Origin of the sequence: Bradyrhizobium sp. S3.2.6, from assembly GCF_040546885.1 — a bacterium.
Lineage (GTDB): Bacteria > Pseudomonadota > Alphaproteobacteria > Rhizobiales > Xanthobacteraceae > Bradyrhizobium > Bradyrhizobium cytisi.
On the sequence record NZ_JBEPOS010000005.1, the window covers coordinates 60,330 to 85,897 of the forward strand.

General features: G+C 63.5%; 17 protein-coding genes. 8 read left to right on the forward strand and 9 right to left on the reverse strand.

Annotated features, from left to right (window positions below):
* Positions 1–49 precede the first annotated feature (49 nt).
* From hemH to ABID58_RS12545, 4 genes are all read left to right on the forward strand, one after another.
* Positions 50–1,087 (forward strand): ferrochelatase, encoded by a 1,038-nt coding sequence (gene hemH, locus ABID58_RS12530; RefSeq protein ID WP_354032854.1) that lies wholly within the window; start codon positions 50–52, stop codon positions 1,085–1,087.
* Between the two features lie 10 nt (positions 1,088–1,097).
* The gene (locus ABID58_RS12535) at positions 1,098–2,060 is read left to right on the forward strand and encodes an ABC transporter substrate-binding protein (protein ID WP_354032855.1); all 963 of its coding nucleotides are present in this window, start codon (positions 1,098–1,100) and stop codon (positions 2,058–2,060) included.
* A gap of 207 nt (positions 2,061–2,267) precedes the next feature.
* Entirely contained in the window at positions 2,268–3,272 is a 1,005-nt protein-coding gene (locus tag ABID58_RS12540; protein ID WP_148751779.1) for an SPFH domain-containing protein, read from the forward strand.
* Between the two features lie 54 nt (positions 3,273–3,326).
* A complete protein-coding gene (locus ABID58_RS12545) occupies positions 3,327–3,770 on the forward strand; it encodes an NfeD family protein (protein WP_148751780.1) in 444 nt (147 codons plus the stop codon).
* A gap of 41 nt (positions 3,771–3,811) precedes the next feature.
* Here ABID58_RS12545 and ABID58_RS12550 read toward each other — a convergent pair whose 3' ends face one another.
* Positions 3,812–4,150 carry a winged helix-turn-helix transcriptional regulator gene (locus tag ABID58_RS12550; protein WP_148751781.1) on the reverse strand — a complete coding sequence of 113 codons (339 nt, stop codon included), beginning with the start codon at positions 4,148–4,150 and terminating at the stop codon, positions 3,812–3,814.
* 72 nt (positions 4,151–4,222) lie between these two features.
* Here ABID58_RS12550 and ABID58_RS12555 point away from each other — a divergent pair, with 72 nt between their 5' ends.
* Entirely contained in the window at positions 4,223–4,774 is a 552-nt protein-coding gene (locus ABID58_RS12555; protein ID WP_354032856.1) for a carboxymuconolactone decarboxylase family protein, read from the forward strand.
* An 11-nt stretch (positions 4,775–4,785) separates the two neighbouring features.
* On the opposite strand, the gene ABID58_RS12560 is transcribed toward ABID58_RS12555, so the two are convergent.
* Positions 4,786–5,793: a KpsF/GutQ family sugar-phosphate isomerase gene (locus ABID58_RS12560; protein WP_354032857.1), complete on the reverse strand. Its 1,008-nt coding sequence runs from the start codon at positions 5,791–5,793 to the stop codon at positions 4,786–4,788.
* Between the two features lie 186 nt (positions 5,794–5,979).
* Here ABID58_RS12560 and ABID58_RS12565 point away from each other — a divergent pair, with 186 nt between their 5' ends.
* Complete coding sequence (locus ABID58_RS12565) at positions 5,980–7,725, forward strand: outer membrane beta-barrel protein (protein ID WP_354032858.1); 1,746 nt, start codon at positions 5,980–5,982, stop codon at positions 7,723–7,725.
* Between the two features lie 20 nt (positions 7,726–7,745).
* Here the strand turns inward: ABID58_RS12565 and ABID58_RS12570 are convergent, their stop codons facing one another.
* From ABID58_RS12570 to gltB, 3 genes are all read right to left on the reverse strand, one after another.
* A complete protein-coding gene (locus ABID58_RS12570) occupies positions 7,746–9,476 on the reverse strand; it encodes an RNase H family protein (RefSeq protein WP_354032859.1) in 1,731 nt (576 codons plus the stop codon).
* Positions 9,477–10,241: 765 nt separating this feature from the next.
* Positions 10,242–11,693 (reverse strand): glutamate synthase subunit beta, encoded by a 1,452-nt coding sequence (locus tag ABID58_RS12575; protein ID WP_354032860.1) that lies wholly within the window; start codon positions 11,691–11,693, stop codon positions 10,242–10,244.
* Between the two features lie 145 nt (positions 11,694–11,838).
* Positions 11,839–16,572 (reverse strand): glutamate synthase large subunit, encoded by a 4,734-nt coding sequence (gene gltB / locus ABID58_RS12580; protein ID WP_354032861.1) that lies wholly within the window; start codon positions 16,570–16,572, stop codon positions 11,839–11,841.
* 489 nt (positions 16,573–17,061) lie between these two features.
* Here gltB and ABID58_RS12585 point away from each other — a divergent pair, with 489 nt between their 5' ends.
* Positions 17,062–17,808, forward strand: a complete 747-nt coding sequence (locus tag ABID58_RS12585) for a hypothetical protein (RefSeq protein ID WP_354032862.1) — start codon at positions 17,062–17,064, stop codon at positions 17,806–17,808.
* A 97-nt stretch (positions 17,809–17,905) separates the two neighbouring features.
* Here the strand turns inward: ABID58_RS12585 and ABID58_RS12590 are convergent, their stop codons facing one another.
* Both ABID58_RS12590 and ABID58_RS12595 read right to left on the reverse strand, forming a co-directional pair.
* Entirely contained in the window at positions 17,906–18,676 is a 771-nt protein-coding gene (locus tag ABID58_RS12590) for an alpha/beta fold hydrolase (protein ID WP_354032863.1), read from the reverse strand.
* 147 nt (positions 18,677–18,823) lie between these two features.
* Positions 18,824–19,285: an Hsp20 family protein gene (locus ABID58_RS12595; protein ID WP_187434904.1), complete on the reverse strand. Its 462-nt coding sequence runs from the start codon at positions 19,283–19,285 to the stop codon at positions 18,824–18,826.
* A 222-nt stretch (positions 19,286–19,507) separates the two neighbouring features.
* Here ABID58_RS12595 and ABID58_RS12600 point away from each other — a divergent pair, with 222 nt between their 5' ends.
* Positions 19,508–20,455 carry an alpha/beta fold hydrolase gene (locus ABID58_RS12600; RefSeq protein ID WP_354032864.1) on the forward strand — a complete coding sequence of 316 codons (948 nt, stop codon included), beginning with the start codon at positions 19,508–19,510 and terminating at the stop codon, positions 20,453–20,455.
* A gap of 143 nt (positions 20,456–20,598) precedes the next feature.
* Here ABID58_RS12600 and ABID58_RS12605 read toward each other — a convergent pair whose 3' ends face one another.
* Entirely contained in the window at positions 20,599–23,406 is a 2,808-nt protein-coding gene (locus ABID58_RS12605; protein ID WP_354032865.1) for a di-heme-cytochrome C peroxidase, read from the reverse strand.
* 176 nt (positions 23,407–23,582) lie between these two features.
* Positions 23,583–25,379, reverse strand: a complete 1,797-nt coding sequence (locus ABID58_RS12610; RefSeq protein WP_354032866.1) for an adenylate/guanylate cyclase domain-containing protein — start codon at positions 25,377–25,379, stop codon at positions 23,583–23,585.
* Positions 25,380–25,568 lie beyond the last annotated feature (189 nt).

The following is a 25,568-nucleotide window of genomic DNA, read 5'->3' on the forward strand; positions in this document are numbered from 1 at the left end:
AACCGGGCTCATCTTGACAAGTTCGGAGCAACGCGCGACGCAACTGACCATGACGGCCACCGTTCCCAATGAGACCGCGAAACCGGCCGCAGCACCGGCCCAGCCGCGCGTCGGCGTGCTGCTGGTCAATCTTGGCACGCCCGATACCGCCGATGCCCCGGGCGTGCGGGTCTATCTCAAGGAATTTCTCTCGGACGCCCGCGTCATCGAGGACCAGGGCCTGATCTGGCAGCTGGTGCTGAACGGCATCATCCTGCGAAGCCGTCCACGCACCAAGGCGCTCGACTACCGGAAGATCTGGAATAACGAGCGCAATGAATCGCCGCTGAAGACTATTACGCGGTCGCAAGCCGACAAGCTCGCCGCCGCGTTGTCGGACCGCGCCCATCTAGTGATGGATTGGGCGATGCGCTACGGCAATCCCTCGATCAAGGCGGGCATCGATGCGCTGATCGCGAAGGGCTGCGATCGCATCCTCGCCGTGCCGCTTTATCCGCAATATTCCGCCTCGACCTCGGCGACCGTCTGCGACGAGGTGTTCCGCGTGCTCGCCCGCCTGCGCAATCAGCCGACGCTGCGGGTGACGCCGCCTTATTACGAGGACGAGGCCTATATCGAGGCGCTCGCAATCTCGATCGAGACGCATCTGGCGACACTGCCGTTCAAGCCCGAGCTGATCGTCGCCTCCTTCCACGGCATGCCGAAATCCTATGTCGACAAGGGCGATCCATATCAGAGCCACTGCATCGCCACGACCGCGGCGCTGCGCCGCCGGCTCGGCATGGACGAAACAAGTCTGCTGCTGACCTTCCAGTCGCGCTTTGGCAATGACGAGTGGCTGCAGCCCTACACCGACAAGACGATGGAGCGTCTCGCCAAGGAAGGTGTGCGCCGCATCGCCGTAGTGACACCGGGCTTCTCCGCCGACTGTCTCGAGACGCTGGAGGAGATTGCGCAGGAGAACGCCGAGATATTCAAGCACAATGGTGGCGAGCAGTTCTCGGCGATCCCCTGCCTCAACGACAGCGATCCCGGCATGGATGTGATCCGCACGCTGGTGCTGCGCGAGCTGCAAGGCTGGATATGAGGACAGCTCCATGAACCGCCGCGAATGTCTGGCGCTTCTTGGGGCGATCACCGCGTTGGCGCCCTCCGCTCTGGCGCAGCAGCCGACGACGATGCGACGGCTCGGCGTGCTCACCGTCACCGAAGATGACGTGATCGGGCAGGCTCCCCTTGCCGAGGCGCTGGCCGCGCATGGCTGGAAGGAAACGGCCAATCTGCAAATCGACTGGCGCAGCGGCGACGGTGACAGGCAGCGGACCGCGAAGTTCGCAGAGGAGCTGGTCGCGCTCAAGCCAGATGTCTTGTTCGCGATCGGTACGCCCTCGGTCGAGGAGCTGCAGAAGCGTACGGCGGCGCCGATCGTCTTCGCCGTGATCACCGACCCTGTCAGCCAGGGCTTTGTCAAAAACCTCGCCCATCCCGGCGGCAACATCACCGGCTTCACCGATTATGACGGCCCGCTCGCCGGCAAGTGGCTGGACCTGCTGACGCAGATCCAGCCAAGGATGTCCCGCGTCTTTGTCGTCTACAATCCCGCGACTGCGCCTTTCGCCGGCCTCATGTTGCACACGATCGAGCAGGCCGGACGCACTCTTTATGTGACAGTCGAGCCCGCGCCGGTCCACGACGCAGCCTCGCTTGCCGCGCTGGCCTCGCACAGAGATGGCGGTTTCCTGGTGCTGCCCGACTTCTTCACCATGGCCAATCGCGCGCCTCTGCTCGCGGCCATTGCGCAAGCGCGGGCGCCGGCAATGTTCTGGAGCCGCATCTTCGTCGATGAAGGCGGGCTGATGGCTTATAGCACCGACAGTGCCGAGCAGCTTCGCCGCGCCGCCAGCTATATTGACCGCATCCTCAGAGGCGCGCAGGCGGCCGACCTACCGGTCCAGAATCCCACCAAGTTCGAATTGGCGATCAACCTGAAGACGGCCAAGGCGATTGGTGTCACGCTGCCTCCAAGCCTGCTCGCAACCGCGAACGATGTCATCGAGTAGCGGTGCAAATCCTTAACATTTGCCGCTAGGTCTGCGCCTCCGAGCTTTCAAGGCCAGACCGCAAATACATAACCGTGACCGTTCCCTCTCCGTGCATCTTGTGCAGAATGGCGTGGATGCCGACGTGAAAGGCGACCGCTGAACCGGTAGGGTCCTGGTCCCGACCAATGGCAGCACGGGAAAGGGCTTTCCCGCCTTGGAGGAAATATGAGCGGTTTCGATATTTTCGCGATTGTTCTGGTGTTGCTCGTCATCGTCACGCTGATCGCCGGCGTGAAGACGGTGCCGCAGGGCTATGACTGGACCATCGAGCGGTTCGGCAAATACACCCAGACGCTGAGCCCCGGGCTCAATCTGATCGTGCCCTATTTCGACCGTGTCGGGCGCAAGATCAACATGATGGAGCAGGTGATCAACATTCCCGAGCAGGAGGTCATCACCAAGGACAACGCCACCGTGACGGTGGACGGCGTCGCCTTCTTCCAGGTGTTCGATGCCGCGAAGGCGAGCTACGAGGTCTCCAACCTCGAGCAGGCGATCATTGTGCTGACCATGACCAACATCCGATCGGTGATGGGCTCGATGGATCTCGATCAGGTGCTGTCGCACCGTGACGAGATCAACGAGCGCCTGCTGCGCGTCGTCGATGCCGCGGTCTCGCCTTGGGGCCTCAAGGTCAATCGCATCGAGATCAAGGATATCGTGCCGCCCGCCGACCTCGTCGAAGCGATGGGCCGGCAGATGAAGGCCGAGCGTGTCAAGCGCGCCGACATCCTTCAGGCCGAAGGTGCGCGCCAGTCCGAGATCCTGCGCGCCGAGGGCGCCAAGCAGGGGCAGATCCTGCAAGCCGAAGGCCGCCGCGAGGCCGCCTTCCGCGACGCCGAAGCGCGCGAGCGATCGGCGGAAGCCGAGGCCAAGGCCACGCAAATGGTCAGCGAGGCCATCGCCAAGGGCGACGTGGCGGCGTTGAACTACTTTATCGCCGACAAGTACATCAAGGCGTTCGGCCAGCTGGCGGAGTCGCCGAACCAGAAGGTCATCATGCTGCCGGTCGAGGCGATGGGCATGCTGGGCTCGCTCGCCGGCATCGGCGAGATCGCCAAGGCGACGTTTGGCGAAAGTGCCGTATCCGCTGCCGCTGCCGCCCGTCGCGGCGGCTCGGTGCCATCCTCCGCTCCTACGCCGCCGGCCGTGCCGCCGCGGCAGGGATAGGATCAGTGCATGGCCTTCCCATAAGGTCATGCGCCAATTTTTAGAGGTCGTGTCATGACCGACATGTTCGTATCGCTCGGCACCTGGAACTGGCTGATCTTCGGCTTCATCCTGATGGCGCTGGAAGTGATCGCGCCGGGCGTGTTCCTGTTCTGGCTCGGACTTGCGGCGTTGCTGGTCGGCCTGATCTCGTTCGCTGTCGTTATCTCCTGGCAAATCCAGCTCGTGATGTTCGCGGTGTTCGCGGCCGCTGCCGTGCCGGTGTGGCGCCGGCTCGCCCGGCCGAAGCCGGAGGCAAGCGCAAGCCCCTTCCTCAACAAGCGCAGCGAGGCGCTGCTGGGCCGCGAGTTCACGCTGGAGAAGCCGATCATCGACGGCAACGGCACCATGCGCATCGGCGACACGGTGTGGCGCGTGGCAGGCCCGGACACACCGGCGGGAACGCGGGTGAAGGTGGTGCAGGTGGACGGCGCCAATCTGACGGTGGCAGCGGCGTAATCCACCGCAATGACGAGCTTGTTGAGGCTGGATTGCCAGACCTAGGCACCGGTCTTACTGTGCCACCTCTCCGCAAACCTGTGTAGCGGCATGAATGTCTCGCACAGATCCCGCCCGAGCGCCGTCAGGCCATAGCCGCCGCCATCGCCCAGCTCGACGAACCCCGCCTCGCGCAACTCCGTCAGTCGCGCCTGCAGCACCGTCGGCGAAGCCTCGTCGCAGGCGGCGCGAAGCGCGCGCGAGGTGAGGGGATCCTCGCGCAGCTCCCACAGGATCCGCAGGCTCCAGCGCCGGCCGAGCAGATCGAGCAGCGCCATGATCGGCCGCCCGCTGCGCGAGCCACGCACGCGGCGCGCCCCTGATGCTGGTTGTTTTGCCATCGCGCCCCCTCTTGCGTCTTGCTACGGATAATGTAGCGTATTGCTACAGTAAGTGTAGCAAGGAGGACGGCCATGTCATCCCCGACGCCGCGTATCGCTCCGCTCGCGCCGCCTTATCCCCCGGAGATCCAGGCGCAGTTCGATCGCATCATGCGCGGCGCGCCGCCGCTGGTGCTGTTCCGGGTCATGGCGGCGCACACCCGCGCCTGGGACAAGTTTCGCGCCGCCGGCCTGCTCGATCCCGGTCCGCTGTCGCTGCGCCAGCGCGAGATCGTCATCGATCGCACCTGTGCGCTCAACCGTTGCGAATATGAATGGGGCGTCCATGTCGCGATCTTCGCCGGCGCAGCGAAGCTCACCGAGGATGAGGTACGCGCAACTGTCGAGGGCGATGCGAACTCACCCTGCTGGTCGCCGGCCGAGCAGGGTCTGATCGCGGCGGTGGACGCGCTGCATCACCGCGCGACGTTCACCGACGCGGAGTTTGCTGGACTGTCGGCGCATTACGACGAGGCCCAGATTCTGGAGGTCATGCTGCTGTGCGGCTTTTACCGCACGGTGTCGTATCTGGCGAACGGGCTGCGATTGCCGCTGGAGGAGAAGGCGGCGCGGTTTCCGGCGTAGCGAAGGGCGCGCTACGCCACGCCCGCGCGCAGCAGATCGTGCAGATGCACGATGCCGACCACCTGGTCCGCCTCGGTCACGACCAGCGTCGTGATCTTGCGGGTGTTCAGCACCTCGATCATCTCGGTCGCGAGCATGGAGGGCGGCACTGTCTTCGGCTGCCTGGTCATGATGTCGTCGACCGACGCCGTCAGCAGATCCGGCCGCATGTGACGGCGCAGATCGCCGTCGGTGATGATGCCGACGGCCTCGTTGGCGGCGTTGACGATGCAGACGCAGCCGAGCCCCTTGGCGGACATCTCCATCACTGCGTCCGACATCTTGGTGCCTTCAGGCTTCACCGGGATCTCCGCACCGGTGCGCATGTAGTCGCGGACGAATTTCAGCATCGCGCCCAGCTTGCCGCCGGGATGGAAGTGGGCGAATTCCAGCGCGGTGAAGCCGCGCCCTTCGAGCAGCGCAATCGCAATGGCATCGCCGATCGCGACCTGCATCATGGTCGAGGTGGTCGGCGCCAGATTGTGCGGGCAGGCCTCGCGCGCCTTCGGCAGCTCGATCACGATGTCGGCGGCCTGGCCCAGCGAGGAGGCCGCGTTCGACGTCACCGCGATCATCGGGATCGCGAACCGCGCCGAATAGTTCACCAGCGTCTTCATCTCCGGCTGCTCGCCGGACCAGGACAGCGCCATGATGACGTCGTCGGTGGTGATCATGCCGAGATCGCCATGGGCGGCTTCAGCGGTGTGAACGAAGAACGCCGGCGTGCCTGTTGAGGCCAGGGTCGCTGCGATCTTGCGCGCCATGTGGCCGGACTTGCCGAGCCCGGTGACGATGACACGGCCCTTGGCGTTGCGGATCAGGTCGACAGCCCTAGCGAACGCCTCTCCCAGCGGACCGCGCAGGGCGGTCGCGAGCGCGTTGATGCCGCCGCTTTCGGTCTCCAGCGTGCGGAGCGCCGATTCGACGCTTGTCGGGGTGGGGCCGGATGATGGGGTCATCAGCGGTTTCGAGCTCGGCATGCATCTATCCAGAGAGGGTAAGGCGACTGCCGCCTCCTTAGCACGCCCGCGCGGATGAGGCGACGCGGGCTCCAACGCCCTCAACCGGTCATTAACCATAATTGTTTTAACTCCATTAACGATGGTTCCCGCCTGTTCGCGGCTGGTCATCGAAGAAGTATCTGATTTCGTTGGAGTTATTCCATCGTGGGGTCGCCTCCAGGTCGGGGCCGGAGCAGTCGCGCGTACGTCTTTCGCGCCGCTTTGCCATGCCTGCTGCTGACCGCACTGGAAGCCGGCCCGGCGGCCGCCCAGAGCCTGACGCCCGACCTGTTCAATCCCAATCGCGGCGGCTTCGTCGCGCCCGACACCCTGCCGACGCGCCGCACGGCCGCTGTCCCGCAGGCGCCATCGGATGCGATCCCGGCGCCGCCGGATCCCAACGACGATCCGCGCAAGAGCCGCGAGAGGCCTGCGCCGTCGCGTATCGGTCAGGTCCCGACCTATGGCCTGCCCGCAGCCAACGGCGCGAGCAGCTCCGGCTACGACTCGCTCAACCGCAAGCGCCAGCAGCCAAGACTCTATCCGGGCCAGCCGAAGCCGAAGAAGCCCACAGGTCCGGGCTCGCCGGTGCCGTCCATAACACCGACACGGTCCCCTCTCGGCGCACCGCGCATTGCGCCACCGCCGTCGGAGACCGCGAACAAGACGCCGGTGCCGCCGGCGATGGCGGGCACCGTACCCGGTCAGCCTCAGCGCCGTCGCCTCAAGATCGACGACGATGCGTTCGGCGCGGTCGGCGATTACGCCGGCAGCTTCCTGATCAAGGGCGGCCTCGAGCTTTCCACCGGATACGACACCAATCCTGCGCGCCTGCAGAAGCCGGTCGGCTCCCCGGTCTACGTCGTCGCGCCCGATCTTCTCGTCATGTCCGACTGGGAACGCCACGCGCTGGTCGCAGATCTGCGCGGCTCGTTCTCGGGCTACACCAACAACATGCCGGCGACGATCGACGGACTTGCCTCGCCGTCGCCGGTCGAAATCAACCGTCCCGATTTCACTGGCCATGTCGACGGCCGTTTCGACGTCGACCGCGATCTCAAGCTGACCTCGCAGCTGCGCCTGCGCCTCGCCACCGACAATCCCGGCAGCCCGAACGTGCAGGCCGGCCTGCAGAAATATCCCGTTTACGCCACCTATGGCGGCACCTTCGGCTTCGACCAGACGTTTAACCGCTTCCAGGTCGCGGCCGGCGCCACGATCGACCGCACCGCCTATACCGATTCCAAGCTCACCGACGGCTCGACCTTCAGCAACGACGATCGCGATTTCAACCAGTATGGCGGCGTCGGGCGTTTCTCCTATGAGCTCAAGCCGGGCCTCAAGCCGTTCGTCGAGATCGAAGGCGACAACCGCGTGCACGATCAGGCCGCCGATCGCAACGGATACTTGCGCGATTCAAACGGCGGCTATGCCAAGGTCGGCTCGTCCTTTGAATTCTCGCGCATCCTTACCGGCGAGATCTCGGTCGGCTACTCCGCGCGCAACTATGTCGACCCGCGGCTGAGCCAGCTCTCGGGTTTCCTGACCTCGGGCTCGCTGATCTGGAACGCGAGCGGCCTGACCACGGTGAAATTCAACACCGACACGCAGATCGCGGAAACCACGATCCCCGGCTCCTCCGGCGTGCTGGTGCACACCTATGCTGCCGAGGTGGATCATGACTTCCGCCGCTGGCTCACCGCGATCGGCAAGTTCACCTACGGCACCTACGACTATCAGGGCCAGAACCGCAACGACAAGACCTACTCGATCGAAGGCAACCTGATCTACAAGCTCAACCGCAATGTCTGGATCAAGGGCACGCTGCGCCACGACATCCTGGACTCGAACCAGCCGGGCTCGAGCTCGCAGGGGACGGTGGTGATGCTGGGGGTGAGGCTGCAGAATTAGGGGAACGCGGAGGGCTACGGCTAAGCCGCGGGCCTCAACGCATTGTCCCTCGCCGAACGCGCCCACTGTTCCGCTAATAGATGCGCCGCTTCGTTATGTGGGTCGCCAGCATGCCCCTTTACCCAAACTACCTTGATTTTCCGAGCCGCCTTTAGCTGGTTGAATTCCTTCCAAAGCTCTGTGTTCTGTTTGACGATTGTCTTGCCATTGGCGGCATCCGCTACATATTGAGAATCGGTCCGGATGATGATCGACCGCTTCGAATCAATATGCTTTATTGCTTCAATTGCTGCGAGAAGCTCCATTTGATTGTTCGTCGTCGAAGCAACCGATCCTCCGATCCTTTCGTTCGTCTCGTGCACGACGAAAGCCCAACCACCGGGACCTTGATCTTTCCCCTTTCGCCTGACTGTGGAAATGATGGAGCCGTCAGTCGAAACGGTGGCAGTGTTCAGCGACCGGCTAAATCGTTTGCCCGGTTCGATCGAGAATGGAACATCGTCGAGATCCTTGATGCGAATATCGCTGAGTAGGCAAACGCCACCCAGTCTTCTGCGATTCTTCCAATCTGATCCCGCAAGTTGCTTGCTAAACCATAGTCTAAACGCATCGATCCTCTGGTCGATCAGTTGATCCAAGTCCGCTATTGTGGCGATCGAATTCCCATATGAGAATGCATTGCCCCAACCGCGGATGATCTTATCCAGCAGCGTCAGCGTCTGAGTGTATCGTTGGCGATTCTGGTGGTTGTCGCCAAGTTTCTTCGCTTCAATAATGGCTGAGCGTCCGTCGGCGAGGCACTCATCGACCTTTTTGGCGAGCTTCTGGCGAGCGAGGCGCGAGGGTTGGAATAGACCCGGACGTAGATCGTAGCCTAGAAACACAAAGCCATCTTCAACTTTTCCAAATCCTGCCTTTTCGCGAGAGGCCGATGGCTCGTATGGATCATGGCAAGTAAGGCCGAAGTCTAGCAGTATTTTCCTGGCGCTTCGAAACGCTTGCGACACCGCAGCTTCGGTCCTTCCAATGAGAACGAAGTCGTCGATGAATCGTACGCAGGTTATCTCTCGGCCATTCAGTTGGATGTCAAAATCATTTAATAGAATATTGCCGAAGAGAGGCGAGAGAGGTGACCCTTGAGCAACGCCCTGGCCATCGATCGGAAAGAGCCGCCTATTTTCTCCTAAGATGCTCTCATTTGAGAGAACTACCCTAGTGGCGGCGCGAAGTACTTCTATAAAGCGTTGATCTTCGATCTCAGATTCAAGCTTCGCTAGGACCTTGTCGCGCGGAATCCCGTCGAAGAAGCCCGAAATGTCTGATCTCACGTAGTGCGCTTTGCCTTCAACAAATGCGTCGCGGATCAACTTGAGGCCGTGCGGGACGCTCCGATTTGGTACGCCTCCGATGCTGGACAGTTGATTGATGACGCCTTTCACGTAGCTTGACCGGTCCTGCAGGCAGTCCAACCATGCGCGCTCAACGATTCTGTTTTGGACCGAGGCCATGACGATTCCACGTCGACCGCCGTTGGCTTTTTTCTTTAGAACTCCCTTCTGAGGATCGAATTCAAATGATCCGTCACGAAGTCGCTTTTGGATTTTATAGATGTTTCTATCGACGTCGCGTCCGAACATCTCCACGGCTACGCGTGTTTCGGCGGCGAGCGAATCAACGCCATTTGCCCTAATGCGATACCAAGCGTTTCGAAGCGAACTTCGCTCCGTTACTTTGTCAAACAGGCGCCCCATCTCGCTCTCTCTCGGTGGGCGCTATCGGTTGCCTCGCCCTACCTCTGAAGCTCACTGATGCTCAACAGGACCTCGGACGGCGTATAGTTTTGCACCGTCTTCAGCACCCCATAGACCGGACGTCGGTTCGAGACCTATTGCCGGCCTGCTGCTCGCCATCCTTCCGGCGCTCCAATCAAGCCCGGGGACAGAAAACAGCTGTATCAGCGCCATAGCTGCAAACGCAGCTGCGGCGACGAGCCAGCCGCGGGGGCTGGCATGTTTTTGCATGCGCTTGTCACCGGCAAATCCTCCGAATGGTAGCTTACCTTTTTCGGAAGAAATGCAAGCGCGGCGCTTGCATCGCGTCCAGGCGAAGCCGAAAATCAAACCTACCGACCACCCGACACCCGATCTTGGAATCGCAATCGAGGGCTATGGTCACCTCAGAGGTAAGGCCTGCCTGATGCTCAACAGGACCTCGGACGGCGTATAGTTTTGCACCGTCTTCAGCACCCCATAGACCGGACGTCGGTTCGAGACCTATTGCCGGCCTGCTGCTCGCCATCCTTCCGGCGCTCCAATCAAGCCCGGCGACAGAAAACAACAAAGCAATTTGAAGTTGGCGGGAGAGTTCGATTCGCGCAAGAAGCAAGAAGCGCTGGAAATCCTAATACATTGCTTGACGCAAATCCGAATCACTGCCGTCTGGCGTTGGCCAGACAAAAAATCGCCCGCTTTCGCGGGCGATGACACCGATTGCTAATCCGGTAAATCGCGCCTCATTTAGCGCGGCAGGTCCGTCTTCCCCATCAGGAACGTATCGATCGACCTTGCACACAGCCGGCCTTCGCGGATCGCCCACACCACCAGCGATTGCCCACGCCGCATGTCGCCCGCCGAAAACACGTTCGGGCGCGAGGTCTGGTAGTCGAGCGTGTTGGCCTTGACGTTGCCGCGCGGGTCGAGATCGATCGCGAGCTGCTTCAACAGGCCCTCGTGGACGGGATGGACAAAGCCCATCGCGAGCAGGATCAACTCGGCATCGAGCTCGAATTCGGTGCCGCCAATCGGCTTGAACTTGTCGTCGACGCGCACGCAATGCAGCTTCTTGACCTTGCCGTTCTCGCCGGAAAACTTCTGCGTCAGCACGGCATATTCGCGGATCGCGCCTTCGGCCTGGCTTGAGGACGTGCGCATCTTGAGCGGCCAGTTCGGCCAGGTCAGGCCCTTGTTCTCGCGCTCGGGCGGGGCGGGCATGATCTCGAGCTGGGTCACGGAGAGCGCGCCCTGGCGCAGCGAGGTGCCGATGCAGTCGGAGCCGGTGTCGCCGCCGCCGATGACGACGACGTGCTTGCCGCCCGCCAGAATCTCGGTGACGCCGTTCAGCGGCTCCTCCGAGACGCGGCGGTTCTGTTGCGGCAGGAAGTCCATGGCGTAGTGAATGCCGTCGAGCTCGCGGCCGGGGATCGCCAGGTCGCGCGGAGCCTCTGCGCCGCCGGTCAGCGCAACGGCGTCGTACTCGTTCAACATCTCGCGCGGATCGATATTGCCGTCGACGCCGACATGGCTGTTGTAGTGGAAGGTGACGCCTTCACCTTCCATCTGTGTGACGCGGCGGTCGATGATGCCCTTCTCCATCTTGAAGTCGGGAATGCCATAGCGCAGCAGTCCGCCAGCCTTGGCGTACTTCTCGAACAGGTGCACGTCGTGGCCGGCGCGCGCGAGCTGCTGCGCGCAGGCCATGCCGGCCGGACCCGAGCCGATCACGGCGACCTTCTTGCCGGTTTTCACCGCCGCGACTTCAGGCTTCAGCCAGCCATTGTCCCAGGCACGATCGACGATCGCGCATTCGATGGTCTTGATGGTGACGGGGTTGTCGTCGATGTTGAGCGTGCAGGAGGCTTCACATGGAGCCGGACAAATGCGTCCCGTGAATTCCGGAAAATTGTTGGTCGAGTGCAGGTTGCGCGAGGCTTCTTCCCAATTGCCCTGATAGACGAGGTCGTTGAAATCGGGGATCTGGTTGTTGACGGGGCAGCCTGGCGTGCCCGGCGCGACCGAGCCGGTGCCGTGGCAATAGGGAATGCCGCAGTTCATGCAGCGCGCGGCCTGGTCGCGCGTTTCCTTTTCGGTCAAGGGAACGACGAACTCGTTGTAATGCTTCACGCGCTCGGCGACCGGGGTGTACTTGCGGTCATGCCGTTCAATTTCGAGAAAACCCGTGATCTTGCCCATTAAACCCGAAGTCCCTGCCGCTTAAATTCGTTTGTTGCTTCCCCACCGTCATTGCGAGGAGCGAAGCGACGAAGCAATCCAGTCTATATCCGAGGAGAAAGTCTGGATTGCTTCGCTACGCTCGCAATGACGGGCGCTGATATTCCTAGGCCCCGATCGCGATTTTCGGCTCGGCGTCCGCGTTGGCCGCCATTTCGCGCAGCGCGCGCCGGTACTCGACCGGCATCACCTTGCGGAATTTGGGCAGCCAATCCTTCCAATTGGCAAGGATGTCGGCGGCGCGCTTGGAGCCGGTCGCTTTCGCATGGCGCGAGATCAGGACGTGCAGGCGCTCGACGTCGGAGTCGAGCAGGTTCTTGAACACGTCGACCCGGCCATGCGCCTCGAGGTCACCCGAGTGGTTGTAGGTGCCGGCATTAATCAGCTCTTCCGACAGCACCGGCTCGAGCTCGACCATCGCCATGTTGCACAGCTTGTCGAAATCGCCGGTCTCGTCGAGCACATAGGCGATGCCGCCGGACATGCCGGCCGCGAAGTTGCGCCCGGTCTTGCCGAGCACGACCACGATGCCGCCGGTCATGTATTCGCAACAATGATCGCCCGCGCCTTCGACGACGGCGACCGCGCCCGAGTTGCGCACGGCAAAGCGTTCGCCGGCGACGCCGCGGAAGTAGCACTCGCCCTGAATCGCGCCGTACATCACGGTGTTGCCGACGATGATGCTCTCTTCCGGCACGATGCTGCTGTTGGCCGGCGGCTTGACGATGATCTTGCCGCCAGAGAGGCCCTTGCCGACATAGTCGTTGGCTTCACCCTCGAGCTCGAAGGTGACGCCGTTGGCGAGCCACGCACCGAAGGCCTGACCCGCGGTGCCCTTGAGGCTGACATGGATGGTGTCCTGCGGCAGGCCGGCGTGGCCGTAGATCTTGGCGACCGTGCCGGACAGCATCGCACCGGCGGAGCGGTTGGTGCTGTTGATCGCAGCCTCGATCTTCACCGGCGCGCCGCGATCGAGCGAGGGCTGTGCCTTCTCGATCAGCGTGCGGTCGAGCACCGCTTCCAGATGATGGTTCTGGCGCTCGGAGTGATAGATCTTCTGGCCCTTCTCCTCCTTCTGCTTGACGAAGAGCTTCGAGAAGTCGAGGCCCTTGGCCTTCCAGTGCGCGACCAGCTTCGTCTGGTCGAGCAGCTGGACCTGGCCGATCATCTCGTTGAAGGTCCGGAAGCCGAGCGAGGCCATGATCTCGCGGACTTCCTCCGCGACGAAGAAGAAGTAGTTGATCACGTGCTCGGGCTGGCCGGTGAAGCGCTTGCGCAGGACGGGATCTTGCGTGGCGACGCCGACCGGGCAGGTGTTGAGATGGCACTTGCGCATCATGATGCAGCCGGCCGCAATCAGCGGCGCGGTGGCAAAGCCGAACTCGTCGGCACCGAGCAGCGCGCCGATCACGACGTCACGACCGGTGCGGAATCCGCCGTCGACCTGGACCACGATGCGGCTGCGCAGCCGCTCGCGCACCAGCGTCTGGTGGGTTTCGGCAAGGCCGATTTCCCACGGGCTGCCGGCATGCTTGATCGAGGTCAGCGGCGAGGCGCCGGTGCCGCCCTCGAAGCCCGCGATGGTGACATGGTCGGCGCGCGCCTTGGCGACGCCCGCGGCGACGGTGCCGACGCCGATCTCGGAGACGAGCTTGACCGAAACGTCGCCCGTCGGGTTGACGTTCTTGAGGTCGTAGATCAGCTGCGCCAGATCCTCGATCGAGTAGATGTCGTGGTGCGGCGGCGGCGAGATCAGGCCGACGCCCGGCGTCGAATGCCGGACCTTGGCGATGGTCGCGTCAACCTTGTGGCCGGGCAGCTGGCCGCCTTCGCCGGGCTTGGCGCCCTGCGCCATCTTGATCTGCATCATGTCGGAGTTGACGAGATACTCCGTGGTGACGCCGAAGCGGCCGGAGGCGACCTGCTTGATCGCCGAACGCATACTGTCGCCGTTCGGCATCGGCTTGAAGCGGTCGGCTTCCTCGCCGCCTTCACCGGTGTTCGACTTGCCGCCGATCCGGTTCATGGCGATCGCAAGCGTCGTGTGCGCCTCGCGCGAGATCGAGCCGAAGCTCATCGCACCCGTGGCGAAACGCTTGACGATGTCCTTGGCCGGCTCGACCTGATCGAGCGGAATGGGCTTGCGCTTCTCTTCGTCCGCATTCTTGATCCGGAACAGGCCGCGCAGCGTCAGCAGCCGCTCCGACTGCTCGTTGAGGATTCTTGCGAAGGCGCGATAGCGCTCCAGCGAATTGCCGCGGGCGGCATGCTGAAGCAGCCCGACCGACTCGGCGGTCCAGGCATGATCCTCGCCGCGGCTGCGATAGGCGTATTCACCACCGACATCGAGCGCGGTCTTGTAGACCAGCGCCTCGCCGAACGCGTCGGCATGGCGGCGCACGGCCTCTTCCGCGATCTCGGCGAGACCCACGCCTTCGACGCGGGTATGCGTGCCGACGAAGAACTTTCCGACGAAGTCCGCCTTGAGGCCGACCGCGTCGAAGATCTGCGCGCCGCAATAGGACTGGTAGGTCGAGATGCCCATCTTGGACATCACCTTGAGCAGGCCCTTGCCGATCGACTTGATGTAGCGCTTGACGATCTCGTAGTCGTCGAGCGGGCCGGGCAGGCGGTCCTTCATCGCGATGATGGTTTCGAAAGCCAGATAGGGATTGATCGCTTCAGCGCCGTAACCCGCGAGGCAGGCGAAGTGATGCACTTCGCGCGGCTCGCCGGACTCGACGACGAGGCCGACCGAGGTGCGCAGGCCGGTGCGGATCAGATGGTGGTGCACGGAGGCGCAGGCCAGCAGCGACGGGATCGGCACGCGGTCAGTGCCGACCATGCGGTCGGACAGGATAATGATGTTGACGCCCTCGCGCACCGCAGCTTCCGCGCGCGCGCAGAGCTCGTCGAGCACCTGGTCCATGCCGGCCGCGCCGAGACCGGCGTGGAAGGTGGTGTCCAGCGTGCGCGACTTGAAGTGCGACTCGGCCACATCCGAGATCGAGCGGATCTTTTCGAGATCGGCATCGGTCAGGATCGGCTGGCGTGCTTCGAGGCGCTTGGTGGTGGCAAGGCCCTGCAGATCGAACAGGTTCGGCCGCGGTCCGATGATCGAGACCAGGCTCATCACCAGCTCCTCGCGGATCGGGTCGATCGGCGGGTTGGTGACCTGCGCAAAGTTCTGCTTGAAGTAGGTGAACAGCGGCTTGGCCCTGTCCGACAGCGCCGAGATCGGCGTGTCGTTGCCCATCGAGCCGGCCGCTTCCTCGCCGATGGACGCCATCGGCGTCATCAGGATGGCGATGTCTTCCTGGCTGTAGCCGAACGCCTGCTGGCGATCCAAAAGCGATAGGTTAGAGCGCACGCCGGTGGTCGGCACCTTCGGCAGCTCTTCCAGCACGATCTGGGTCCGCTCCAGCCACTCCTCGTAGGGATGGCTCCGGGCGAGCTCGGCCTTGATCTCGTCGTCGGGGATCAGGCGGCCCTGCTCGAGGTCGACCAGCAGCATCTTGCCGGGCTGCAAGCGCCACTTGGTGATGATCTGGTCCTCGGGGATCGTCAGCACGCCCATTTCGGACGCCATCACGATACGGTCGTCCTTGGTCACGAGGTACCGCGCCGGCCGCAGACCGTTGCGGTCGAGCGTGGCGCCGATCTGGCGGCCGTCGGTGAAGGCGATCGCGGCGGGGCCGTCCCACGGCTCCATCAGGGCGGCGTGATATTCGTAGAAGGCGCGGCGCTTCTCATCCATCAAGGGATTGCCGGCCCACGCCTCCGGAATCATCATCATGACGGCGTGCGGCAGCGAGTAGCCGCCCTGCACCAGGAATTCGAGCGCGTTATCGAAGCAGGCGGTGTCCGACTGGCCTTCGTAGGAGATCGGCCACAGCCGGTTGATGTCCTTGCCGTACAGCTCGGAGCTCACCGAGGCCTGGCGCGCCGCCATCCAGTTGGTGTTGCCGCGCAGCGTGTTGATCTCGCCGTTATGCGCGATCATGCGGTAGGGATGCGCCAGCGACCACGCCGGGAAGGTGTTGGTCGAGAAGCGCTGGTGAACGAGCGCGAGCGCGCTCTCGAAATCCTTCTCGTGCAAATCGGGATAGTACTTGCCGAGCTGGTCGGCGAGGAACATGCCCTTGTAGATCACGGTGCGGCAGGACATCGAGCAGGGGTAATAGCCTGCGAGCCCGCGGTCGCGGCGCTGGTAGATCGCCTGCGAGATCGACTTGCGCAGGATGTAGAGCCGGCGCTCGAAATCGTCCTCGGTCTTGGCGGTGCCGTTGCGGCCGATGAACACCTGCATGCAGGCGGGCTCGGTCGGCTTCACGGTGACGCCGAGCGAGGAATTGTCGGTCGGCACGTCGCGCCAGCCGAGCAGGGTCAGGCCCTCCGCCTTGATCTGGTCGGCGATAATGCTCTTGATGACGTTGCGCCAGGCGGTGTCGCGCGGCATGAACAGCGCGCCGATGGCGTATTCGCCGGGCGCGGGCAGCGCGAAGCCGATCTCCTTGGCCTTGCGGCTGAAGAAGGCGTGCGGGATCTGCACCAAGATGCCGGCGCCGTCACCGGCGCGCGGGTCGGCGCCGACGGCACCGCGGTGCTCGAGGTTGCACAGGATGCTGAGCGCGTCCGAGACGATCTCGTGGGACTTCTTGCCCTTGATGTTGGCGATGAAGCCGACGCCGCAGGAATCCTTCTCCAGGCTCGGATCGTAGAGACCTTCGGCCGGCGGGCGCGAATTGTGTTCCTGAATCGGATCGGTCGTTTTCGAGGCGACCGTCGCCGACAGCTCTTCTGCCACGATGTTTGCGCGCTCGAATTGCGACCCGTTCATGTCCTCGTCCTCTCCATGCGGCAAGCTGCCTCACCGCCATCTTCGGCGCACCTTGGGCGTCCCGCGGCACCCGGTTTTGGGCCACCGCTCGTCCTCTGCGAGCCGCATTTTCTTAAATTCAGGCCAAGGCGTTCTTCGTCCCCGAGAACGGCTTTGCCTGGTGCCTTCGCGGCGCTCGAGAGCACCGATTTTCGTTGCAATCCCTATGCCGGAACCGCAATCAAAATTGAGACAGTCTTCCTGTCCTAAACATCACCTTGCCAAATTTTTGTCTATCACACAAGCGCGCGAAAGTCCCGATTCCCAAAGCGTCAATCGCCGCTTTCTGAATGGCGCGCGGCCCCGGTTTTGAAGCAAACGCGCCCTGATCCGGCCCTGCCGACGCCGAAATCCCGAATGAAGCTTCGGATCGCCCCTTCGAAAGGCGCGCCACGCCGCAAGAAGCGAAAGAGCGCGACCATCCGGGGGCCTGACAGGAGCGTGTCGACCATGAAGTTTTTCACAGGATGTGTGGCCGCGGCCACCCTGGCGCTAGCCGCAACCGCTGCTCAAGCTCAGATTCCGGCGAGCGGTCTTTCCGGCGGGGCCATGATCGCGGTGTCGGATTTCGAGGGACCCTACGGGCCACCGGACGCCGCGCCACAGCCGCGTTACGGCTACGGCTATGGTTATGAGGAGCGCGGCCCGGCGCCGGCGCTGCTGCCGCCCACCGAGGTCTACGCGGTGCTGCGCGAAAACGGCTTCTCGCCGCTCGGCATCCCGCGCCTGCGCGGCGCGGTCTATACCATCGCGGTGATCGACCGTCGCGGCGACGACGGCCGGCTCGTGATCGATGCCCGCGACGGGCGGATTATCCGCTTCATGCCGGCGGCTGATGCCTATGGCATGGCGCCGGCCTATGAGGAGCCTTCGGCTGCACCTTACCGGCCGCAAAGCGCGCTGCCGCCGCCGACCATGGTCCGTGGCGGCCCGCCGCGCCCGCCAGCGCCGATCCCGCATGTCGCCAGCCGCGCCGTTCCGCTGCCCAAGGCGGCTCCGCAGCGGGTCGAGACACCGGTCGCGGCCACCAAGCCGGCCGAGCAGACGGCGCAGCAGGCCCAGGCATCGCAGGCGCAGCAGACGGCCGCCGTGCAGGCAAAGCCGGCCGAGGCTGCCGCACCCACCATTGGTCAGGCGAAGCCGCCGGCAACGATCTTGCCGACGCAAGAGATGCCGGCGGCACAGGGGCTGGATTAGAGCGACGCGCGCTTGACGCGACAGCGCGGAGACAGCTGAGCAAAACAAAAGGCGCCCGAAATGCTCAGGCGCCTTTTGCATTTTCAGCGATCGCCGCTCAGCTGCGCGGATACCCGGCCGCCTCCAGGATCAAATTCGCAACCTCCTTCGGATGCGACACCAGCGAGAGGTGGCCGGCATCGAGCTCGATCGTGGTCGCGTTCATGCGCTTGGCGAGGAAGCGTTCGAAATCGGGGTTGATGGTGCCGTCGTTCTTTGACACCGCGTACCAGCTCGGCTTCGAATGCCAGGCGGCTTCAGTGGTGCGGCCGGCGAAGATCGAGGCGGCCGTCGGCCACTGCACCGCGTAGAGCTCCTTCGCGCGTTCCGGCGCGACGCCGTTGGCGAAATATTTCAGGAAGGCATCTTCGGAAAGTTTTGTGTAGCCGTCGCGCTCGACGATGCCGGCACGCGCGGGTCCCGCCGGAAACTGCTTCGACAACGCGACGAAATCCTCGTTGGCATCGGGGGCGCGCGCGGCGATGTAGACGAGGCCGGTGACCTTCGGATCGGTGCCGACCTGGCTGATCACGGTGCCGCCCCAGGAATGCGCGACCAGCACGGTCGGACCATCCTGCTCGGCCAGCGCGCGCTTGGTCGCATCGACCGACTCGGCGAGCGATCCCAGCGGATTCTGCACGGCGGTGACGTTGAGGCCTGCGGCCTGAAGGATCGGGATCACCTCCGACCAGCTCGAGCCATCGGCCCAGGCGCCATGCACCAGCACGACGTTCTTCGCCTTCACCGTCTGCGGGGTCTGCGCATGGGCAAGGCTGATGGGGGCCGCCAGCAGGCTCGCGGCGACGAAAAGGCTGCGCCAGAAAGGCATGATCGTTCTCCGTCTTGTTTTGGGTGCGATGCCCAAAGGACGGAGCGTAAGGTCGCGGCGTTACGCATCCTCACCACTCTGTGATGCAGCGCAAAAAACGCCCCGGGGCACCGGGGCGTTTTCGCAACCTTGAAGGTTATGTGCTGCTTAGGCGGCGACTGAGCTCTCGATCACCTGCGCCTTTGCTGCGCCGGTGTTGATCGCGATCTGGCGCGGCTTCTTGGCTTCGGGAATCTCGCGCACGAGGTCGACGTGGAGCAGGCCGTTCTCGAGCGAGGCGTCCTTCACCTGCACGAAGTCGGCAAGCTGGAAGGCGCGCTCGAAGGCTCGGGCGGCGATACCGCGATAGAGCACTTCGGACTTCGAGTTCTCGCTGGCGACTTTCTCGCCCTTGATCGTCAGCGTGTTTTCCTTCGCGACGAGGGAGAGCTCATCCTTGGCGAAGCCGGAGACCGCAACAGTGATGCGGTAGGTGTTCTCGCCGGTGCGCTCGATGTTGTAGGGGGGATAACCGGGGCTGCCGTCAGAGCCTGCCTGGTCGAGCAGGTTGAAGAGGCGATCGAAGCCGACGGTGGAACGATAGAACGGGGTGAGATCGTAGGTACGCATGGTCAAGTCCTCCATTGAGCGACTGTTCGGGTAACCCGCCCGCCAATCGGGCCGGGCTTTAGTCTGTGTGCAGCCTGATGTTCCGGTTCCGAAACACTGGTAGCGGCCTGCACTGAGGTGATATGGGTGAGTCCAGACAGCGTTCAAGAGGGCGGCAATGGCGCCTTTTAGGCGCTCCCGCCCCCCTGATTTGCAGCACTTGGCGCCCACGCACTCCCAATCATGACGCTGGTCTCGATCCCGTCCAATCCCGTTCCCGAAGACGTCGTCAGCGGCACCATCAAGACGCCCGATGGCGTCGAGCTGCGCTTTGCGCGCTGGGCGCCGCCGGCGAACCGCAAGGGCACCGTCTGCGTCTTCACCGGGCGCAGCGAGCAGATCGAGAAATATTTCGAGACCGTGCGCGATTTGCGCGACCGCGGCTTTGCGGTGGCAACGTTCGACTGGCGCGGGCAGGGACATTCCTCGCGCCGCCTGCGCGATCCGCGCAAGGGCTATGTGCGCAACTTCGCCGACTACGAGATCGACGTCGAGACCTTCGTGCAGCAGGTTGTGCTGCCGGATTGCCCGCCGCCGTTCTTCGCGCTGGCCCATTCCATGGGCGGCGCGGTGCTGTTGCGGCTGGCGCATGCGCAAAAGCGCTGGTTCGACCGCATGGTGCTGTCGGCGCCGATGATCGACCTGCCGGGCCGCGCCACCTCGTTTCCAGTGCGGGCGCTGTTGAAGACGATGCGGTTGCTGGGGCGGGGCGGCGGGTACATTCCCGGCGGCAGCGACCACCTCACCGGGCTGTCGCCCTTCATCAACAATCCCCTGACCAGCGATCCCGTGCGCTATGCGCGCAACGCCGCGATCCTGGAGGAGGATCCCACGCTCGGCCTGGCGTCACCGACGGTCGCCTGGGCCGATACCGCGTTCCGTGCGATGAACGTCTTCAAGGGCATGAACTACCCGTCCGAGATCCGCCAGCCGATCCTGATGCTGGCGGCCTCCAACGACAGCGTGGTTTCGACCGCGGCGATCGAGGAGTTCGCCTACCATTTGCGCGCCGGCTCCCATCTCGTGATCGCCGGCTCGAAGCACGAGATCCTGCAGGAGCAGGACCGCTACCGCTCCCAGTTCTGGGCCGCATTTGATGCGTTCGTGCCGGGCACGCCGCTGTTCAAGTGATGAAGACCCGGAGCATCCAGAGCCACTGAGCGTTCCGCAATCTCCGTCATGCCCGGGCTTGTCCCGGGCATCCACGTTCTCAGTGCCGCGGTAAAGATCGTGGATGGCCGGGACAAGCCCGGCCATGACGGCGAGGGCTTTGACTACAGCGTCTTCAGATACTCGATCAAATCGTAGCGCTCTTGCTCTTTCAGCACGCGGCCGATGGTGCCGTCCTTGCCCGGGCCCGGCGTGCCATCGAACGAGTGGCCGGCATTGCTGTTGCCGAACATCTCGGTGCCATCAGACGCTCGCGTCGAGAAGCGCGACTGCCCGGTCTTGCAGCTCTCGCCATCGGCGACCGCGAAGCCGACCTGCTTCGGATCGTAGTCGCGACCACCACCCATGCAGAACGATTTCGGGCGCTCGGCTGCGGGGCTCAGCATCCAGTAGAGCGAGGGCACCGATCCGTTGTGCAGGTAAGGCGCGGTGGCCCAGACGCCGTTGAGCGGGCGCGCGCGATACCAGGGCGGCGGCTCCTTCTTGTCGGGCGGCTGCGGACCGGGATTCGGGCAATTCTGGCGCGCACCCCACCAGATCTGCTGAGCCTTCGGGTCGATCTTCGCATCGTCCATCGCTTTGCGGCTGACGATGTCGACGAGCACCATCAAGCCGACCGAGTAAGGCATGTCGGTCGAAGAAATATCCGGCAGATTGCAGCTCCACCAGGCATTGAGCTTCTGCGTGGGATCGAGCTTGAGAAAGCCCGGCACCTGAACCGTCCGCGTCGCCAGCACACCGGCCTGAGCGGGATCGGTCCCCATGCCTTTGACGCTCTTTTGCACCTCGTTCAGGAATTTGTCGTTGCCGATGGTCTGCCAGCGCGACGAAGACCAGATGCTCTGGTCCGGAAATTCGGTGTCGAACACGGGATCGTTGACCGGCCCGAGATGGCATTCGGCGCAAATCTGCGCGTAGAGCTTACGGCCATTCTTGACGCGGTCGCCATCGATCTTCCAGGCATCATTGCCAAAGATGTCCGACGGCCATTTCGGTGATGTCAGTCCGGAGAGCTGCTTTTTCGGATAGGGCGGCGACCCCTTCAGCAGATCCTCGATCCAGTTCAGATTCTTGATGTCCATCGATGAGCGGAACAGCGTGTCCTTGGGTGCATTGTCGGACAAGTTGAGCAGCGCGGTTACGCCCAGCGCTTCGCCGGCGTTGCGGATCAGCGGTTGTTCGATGGAAGCGTCATATTGCGCGAATTTGAGCCAAGGCACGGTCCAGATCGGCGGGAAGCTGACCGGCGCGTCCTTGGCATGCAGATTCTTCTCGAAGCCGCTGAGGCCGCTCAGCGTCATGTCCTGGGAGAAGACCTGATTGCCGATGCGGTTGAGTGCGTCGAGGCGGCCGTAACCTTCCTCGGTGTCCTGCTGCTGCTCGTCCCGCTTCGTCTTCTCGTTGAACCTCGTCTTGCCGTCGATGGTTTTCTTGTAGGTCTTCTCCCAGTCGACCAGGAACGTGCCGATCGTGCTCAACTTCTGCTTCAGCGCATCGCGATCCGCATCGCTGGCGGAGGGGCCGAGCACACGGTCGGCGAAGCGCGTGAAGCGACCCGGCACGAGGAGCGTATAGGCGATCGACAGGCCGGTCGTGACCTCGAGCTTCCTCAGATCGGTCATCGCCGGGCCGCCGTCGAAGCGGATATCGATGCCTTTGTAGTGGATCTGGCCGGTGTGGCATGCGGCGCAGGTCAGGCCGATCCGGTCCTCGCCGACCTGGCCGGTCGCAGGATCGGGCACGCCGGTCATGCGCGCAAAGCCGACCGGCAGGCCGTCGACGTTTTCAGCCTGGGCGCCCCAGTTGACCGGCGGATCCCAAAGCCGTGCCGGCACCGGCCTCGTCTTGTCGTAGACGTTGGCATAGCCGAACCGGCGCAGCGTGGCGTCGTCGGTGTTGAGCGTCTGCGGGCTGGGGATGAAGCCGAAGCGCTGCAGATGGTCGCTGTCATGCAGCATCCCCGGCTTTGCGAAGAAATGAAGCCGCGGCTGCTCGAGCGCCATGAACCAGCTATAGGGCACCGGGAAGGTCGCCGTGCCTTGGCTGGCGTGATGAAACCAGTGCCGGTCCTCCAGCGCCCAGTTTTGCTCGAGCCAGTACGCGGCGCGGGGTTCGACGTGCTCCGGCAATGGCGGCGCCACCAGGTCCCCGAGGATGCCGGGCAACATCGGCTGGAATTGATCGGGAAAGCGCAGCGCCACGATACCAAAGAGGAGGAGCGCGGCGGCTAATCCGCCGGCAACGCGCAATATAAGCGCAGGCGGGGTGACCGGCTGACTGACGACCCGCTGGGTGATCCTGTCAGGGAATTTGCGCTCGTTGAACAATGTCCTCACCTCGGCCACGCTGAGATAGCGGTCATCACCCTGACCCTTGCCCATGATCTTGAGCAGGACCGGCCATTCGAACTTCATCAGGATTGGGTAATACCAGCGCGACTGATTGCCGGCGCGCTTGAGATTGTCGTTCATGAAGGTCTGGATTTGCGAGGCGTTGAGCCCGGTCTCGGTGCCGCCATCGGGATCGGCATAAGTGCCGCCGAAACTCGCGAGCCGCGCAATCTCGTCCTCGTTGACGCCCCCGTCGACGCCGAGGATGCGCGAGCCGGCACCGAGCTTGTCGAGCGGGCCGCCGCGCAAGCCATTGAGCTGCGCGCCCCAGAAGACGCTTTGCAGGATGTGACAGGCGCCATTGGCGATCAGCGCAACGCCGCGGACTTGGATGCGGGCCAGCGTCTTTTTCGCTCCAGTCTCGCCGCTTGCATTTGCGATGGTCTGCGACAGCGTCCGGAGCGGGACCGTGCCGCCGTCGACAAAACCCTCGCCGACAAGGCCCCGGAGGAACGGACAGGGATTGTCCGGCGAGACCTGGATCGATGGATCGATGGGGGGCTTCGAGACGGAGTCGTTCATGGCCCAAAATCCTGAAAACAGCGAATCGTGAAATACAGACGCGCCGATCAAGCGCGGAAAGTGCTAACAAACCGGCAGCAATCTATACTACTTCAGCGTGTGGAGAAGTGTGGTTGAATTCACTGTCGTGTCAATAAAGCCGGAGGTGAGATTGCAGCGCATGCGCAGGCTCGCCTTCAGGATTCGGCGGCGCGTCTGACGTCGCTCTGGACCAGGGTGAGCTTGCTGGCCGGGACGCCCGCCTTCAGGAGCCCGTCGCGGTAATGCGCGATGTCCTCGGCCCGCTTCCAGTGAAAATTCCGCAAATGGCGGTCGACATTCAGGGTCGGGTAGTTGCCCATCAGCATGCCTGTCGCCTCGATCGCCTCGCCGGTCCGTCCCAGCTGCGCCAGCGCCGCAGCGCGGATCGCGAGCGCCTGCATGTGGTTCGGATTGACGTAGAGCTGCTCGCGGGCCCACGACAGGGTCGCGTCATACTGGCCGACGAGATAGTGGCTGAAGGCATTCAGCGCCGCCCATTGATAGCGCGGGTCGCTGTTGTCGCGTTGGGCGGCCATCGAGAACAGCTCGATCGCTTGCCGGTGCTCGCCGATGACGAAGTGGCAGATGCCGAGCACGCCGCGCGCGCCCATGTCGTAGGGGTTGAGGGCGACCGCGCGCTTGGCGGCGTCCATCGCCGCCTCGTCATGGCCTTCCAATGCGTGCGCCCAGGACAGGACCGAGAACGCGAACGATGAGCGCGGGTCGAGCCGGACGCTGGTTTCGGCAAGCCTCATCGCCTCGGCCCACATCTCGCGCGTGCCCTTGACCCAGCCGAACTGGATGCTCTGGATCTGGATCGTCGCCAGATAGGCATGCGCGATCGACAGCTTGGGATCGAGCGCGATCGCTTCCCGGAACAGGTCGACGGCCGTGCTCAGATCCTCCTTGGTCTGCCGGTAGTAATGCGACAGGCCCTTCAGGAAGCGGTCCCAGGCGGTGATGTCATTGGTCGGGCGCGCGGGCGCGGAGGCCTCGGCGCGGACGATCTCGGTGGCGATGGCGGCGGACAGATTGGTCGTGATCTCGTCCTGCATCGCAAAGAGATCGCCGATGTCGCGGTCGTAACGGCCGGTCCAGAGCTGCTCGCCGGTCTCCGGCGCGATCAGCTCGGCGGTGACGCGGATCTTGGCGCCGGCGCGCCGCACCGAGCCCTGGATCAGATAGGTGGCGTCGATCTCGCGCGCGATCACGCGGGTGCCGACATTCTTGCCCTTGAAGGCGAAGGTCGAGTTGCGGCTCAGCACGCGGTAGAACGATTGCAGCGACAACGCGTGGATCAGGTCCTCGGTCAGGCCGTCGGAGAAATATTCGTCCTGGGCGTCGCTGAGATTGGCGAAGGGCAGCACTCCGACGATGGCAGTGCGGTATTGCTGCGAGAGTGCGGACCCTTCCTTCAGCTCCGGCGCAAGCGCAGTCGCGCCGTCGGGCGTCCAGGTCCAGACCCCGACCGGATCCTTGATGTTCTTGAAGCGGTGGTTGCCGCCGTCGACCAGCGGCACGGTGAGATGCTTGCTCGCCTCGCGGTAGGCCTTGGCCGAGATCGCGAACCCGCCGGGGCTCGCCACCGATTCCAGCCGGACGGCGATGTTGACATCGTCACCGAACACCTCGTCCTCGTCGGCGATGACGTCACCCATATGGATGCCGAGCCGGAACTGCATGGTGCGTTCGGCAGGCAGATGGTGATTGCGCTCCGCCATCAGCAGCTGCATCGCGATCGCGGCCTCGGCGGCGCCGACGATGGAGGGGAATTCCAGCAGGAAGCCGTCGCCGGTGTTCTTGACGACGCGGCCGCCGTGATTGAGGATAATCGGATGGATCGCGCTGCGATGGGCCTTGAAGGCGGCATGGGTGCCGGCCTCGTCCGTGCCCATCATCCGCGAATACCCGGCGACATCGGCGCAGACGATGGCGGCCAGACGTCTTTCCATATCCTCGGAGCTCCAAGGGAGAGGGGACAGCCACCGCGTGGCAGTCGCCTCGAATCCCGCATTTTCAAAACCCTGCCTTTATAGAGCAGATGAGGCCGAGCGAAAGTATGATCCGCATTGCAAATTCGATGCAAATCCCACGCAATTCCGGCGGTGGACGGCGGGGTGCGAACCGATTAAGGCCAATCC

Excerpts from the sequence above, each read along its gene's own strand:
- hemH (WP_354032854.1), top strand. The coding sequence starts at position 50 with ATGACGGCCACCGTTCCCAATGAGACCGCGAAACCGGCCGCAGCACCG.
- ABID58_RS12535 (WP_354032855.1), top strand. The coding sequence starts at position 1,098 with ATGAACCGCCGCGAATGTCTGGCGCTTCTTGGGGCGATCACCGCGTTG.
- ABID58_RS12540 (WP_148751779.1), top strand. The coding sequence starts at position 2,268 with ATGAGCGGTTTCGATATTTTCGCGATTGTTCTGGTGTTGCTCGTCATC.
- ABID58_RS12545 (WP_148751780.1), top strand. The coding sequence starts at position 3,327 with ATGACCGACATGTTCGTATCGCTCGGCACCTGGAACTGGCTGATCTTC.
- ABID58_RS12550 (WP_148751781.1), bottom strand. The coding sequence starts at position 4,150 with ATGGCAAAACAACCAGCATCAGGGGCGCGCCGCGTGCGTGGCTCGCGC.
- ABID58_RS12555 (WP_354032856.1), top strand. The coding sequence starts at position 4,223 with ATGTCATCCCCGACGCCGCGTATCGCTCCGCTCGCGCCGCCTTATCCC.
- ABID58_RS12560 (WP_354032857.1), bottom strand. The coding sequence starts at position 5,793 with ATGCCGAGCTCGAAACCGCTGATGACCCCATCATCCGGCCCCACCCCG.
- ABID58_RS12570 (WP_354032859.1), bottom strand. The coding sequence starts at position 9,476 with ATGGGGCGCCTGTTTGACAAAGTAACGGAGCGAAGTTCGCTTCGAAAC.
- ABID58_RS12575 (WP_354032860.1), bottom strand. The coding sequence starts at position 11,693 with ATGGGCAAGATCACGGGTTTTCTCGAAATTGAACGGCATGACCGCAAG.
- gltB (WP_354032861.1), bottom strand. The coding sequence starts at position 16,572 with ATGAACGGGTCGCAATTCGAGCGCGCAAACATCGTGGCAGAAGAGCTG.
- ABID58_RS12585 (WP_354032862.1), top strand. The coding sequence starts at position 17,062 with ATGAAGTTTTTCACAGGATGTGTGGCCGCGGCCACCCTGGCGCTAGCC.
- ABID58_RS12590 (WP_354032863.1), bottom strand. The coding sequence starts at position 18,676 with ATGCCTTTCTGGCGCAGCCTTTTCGTCGCCGCGAGCCTGCTGGCGGCC.
- ABID58_RS12595 (WP_187434904.1), bottom strand. The coding sequence starts at position 19,285 with ATGCGTACCTACGATCTCACCCCGTTCTATCGTTCCACCGTCGGCTTC.
- ABID58_RS12600 (WP_354032864.1), top strand. The coding sequence starts at position 19,508 with ATGACGCTGGTCTCGATCCCGTCCAATCCCGTTCCCGAAGACGTCGTC.
- ABID58_RS12605 (WP_354032865.1), bottom strand. The coding sequence starts at position 23,406 with ATGAACGACTCCGTCTCGAAGCCCCCCATCGATCCATCGATCCAGGTC.
- ABID58_RS12610 (WP_354032866.1), bottom strand. The coding sequence starts at position 25,379 with ATGGAAAGACGTCTGGCCGCCATCGTCTGCGCCGATGTCGCCGGGTAT.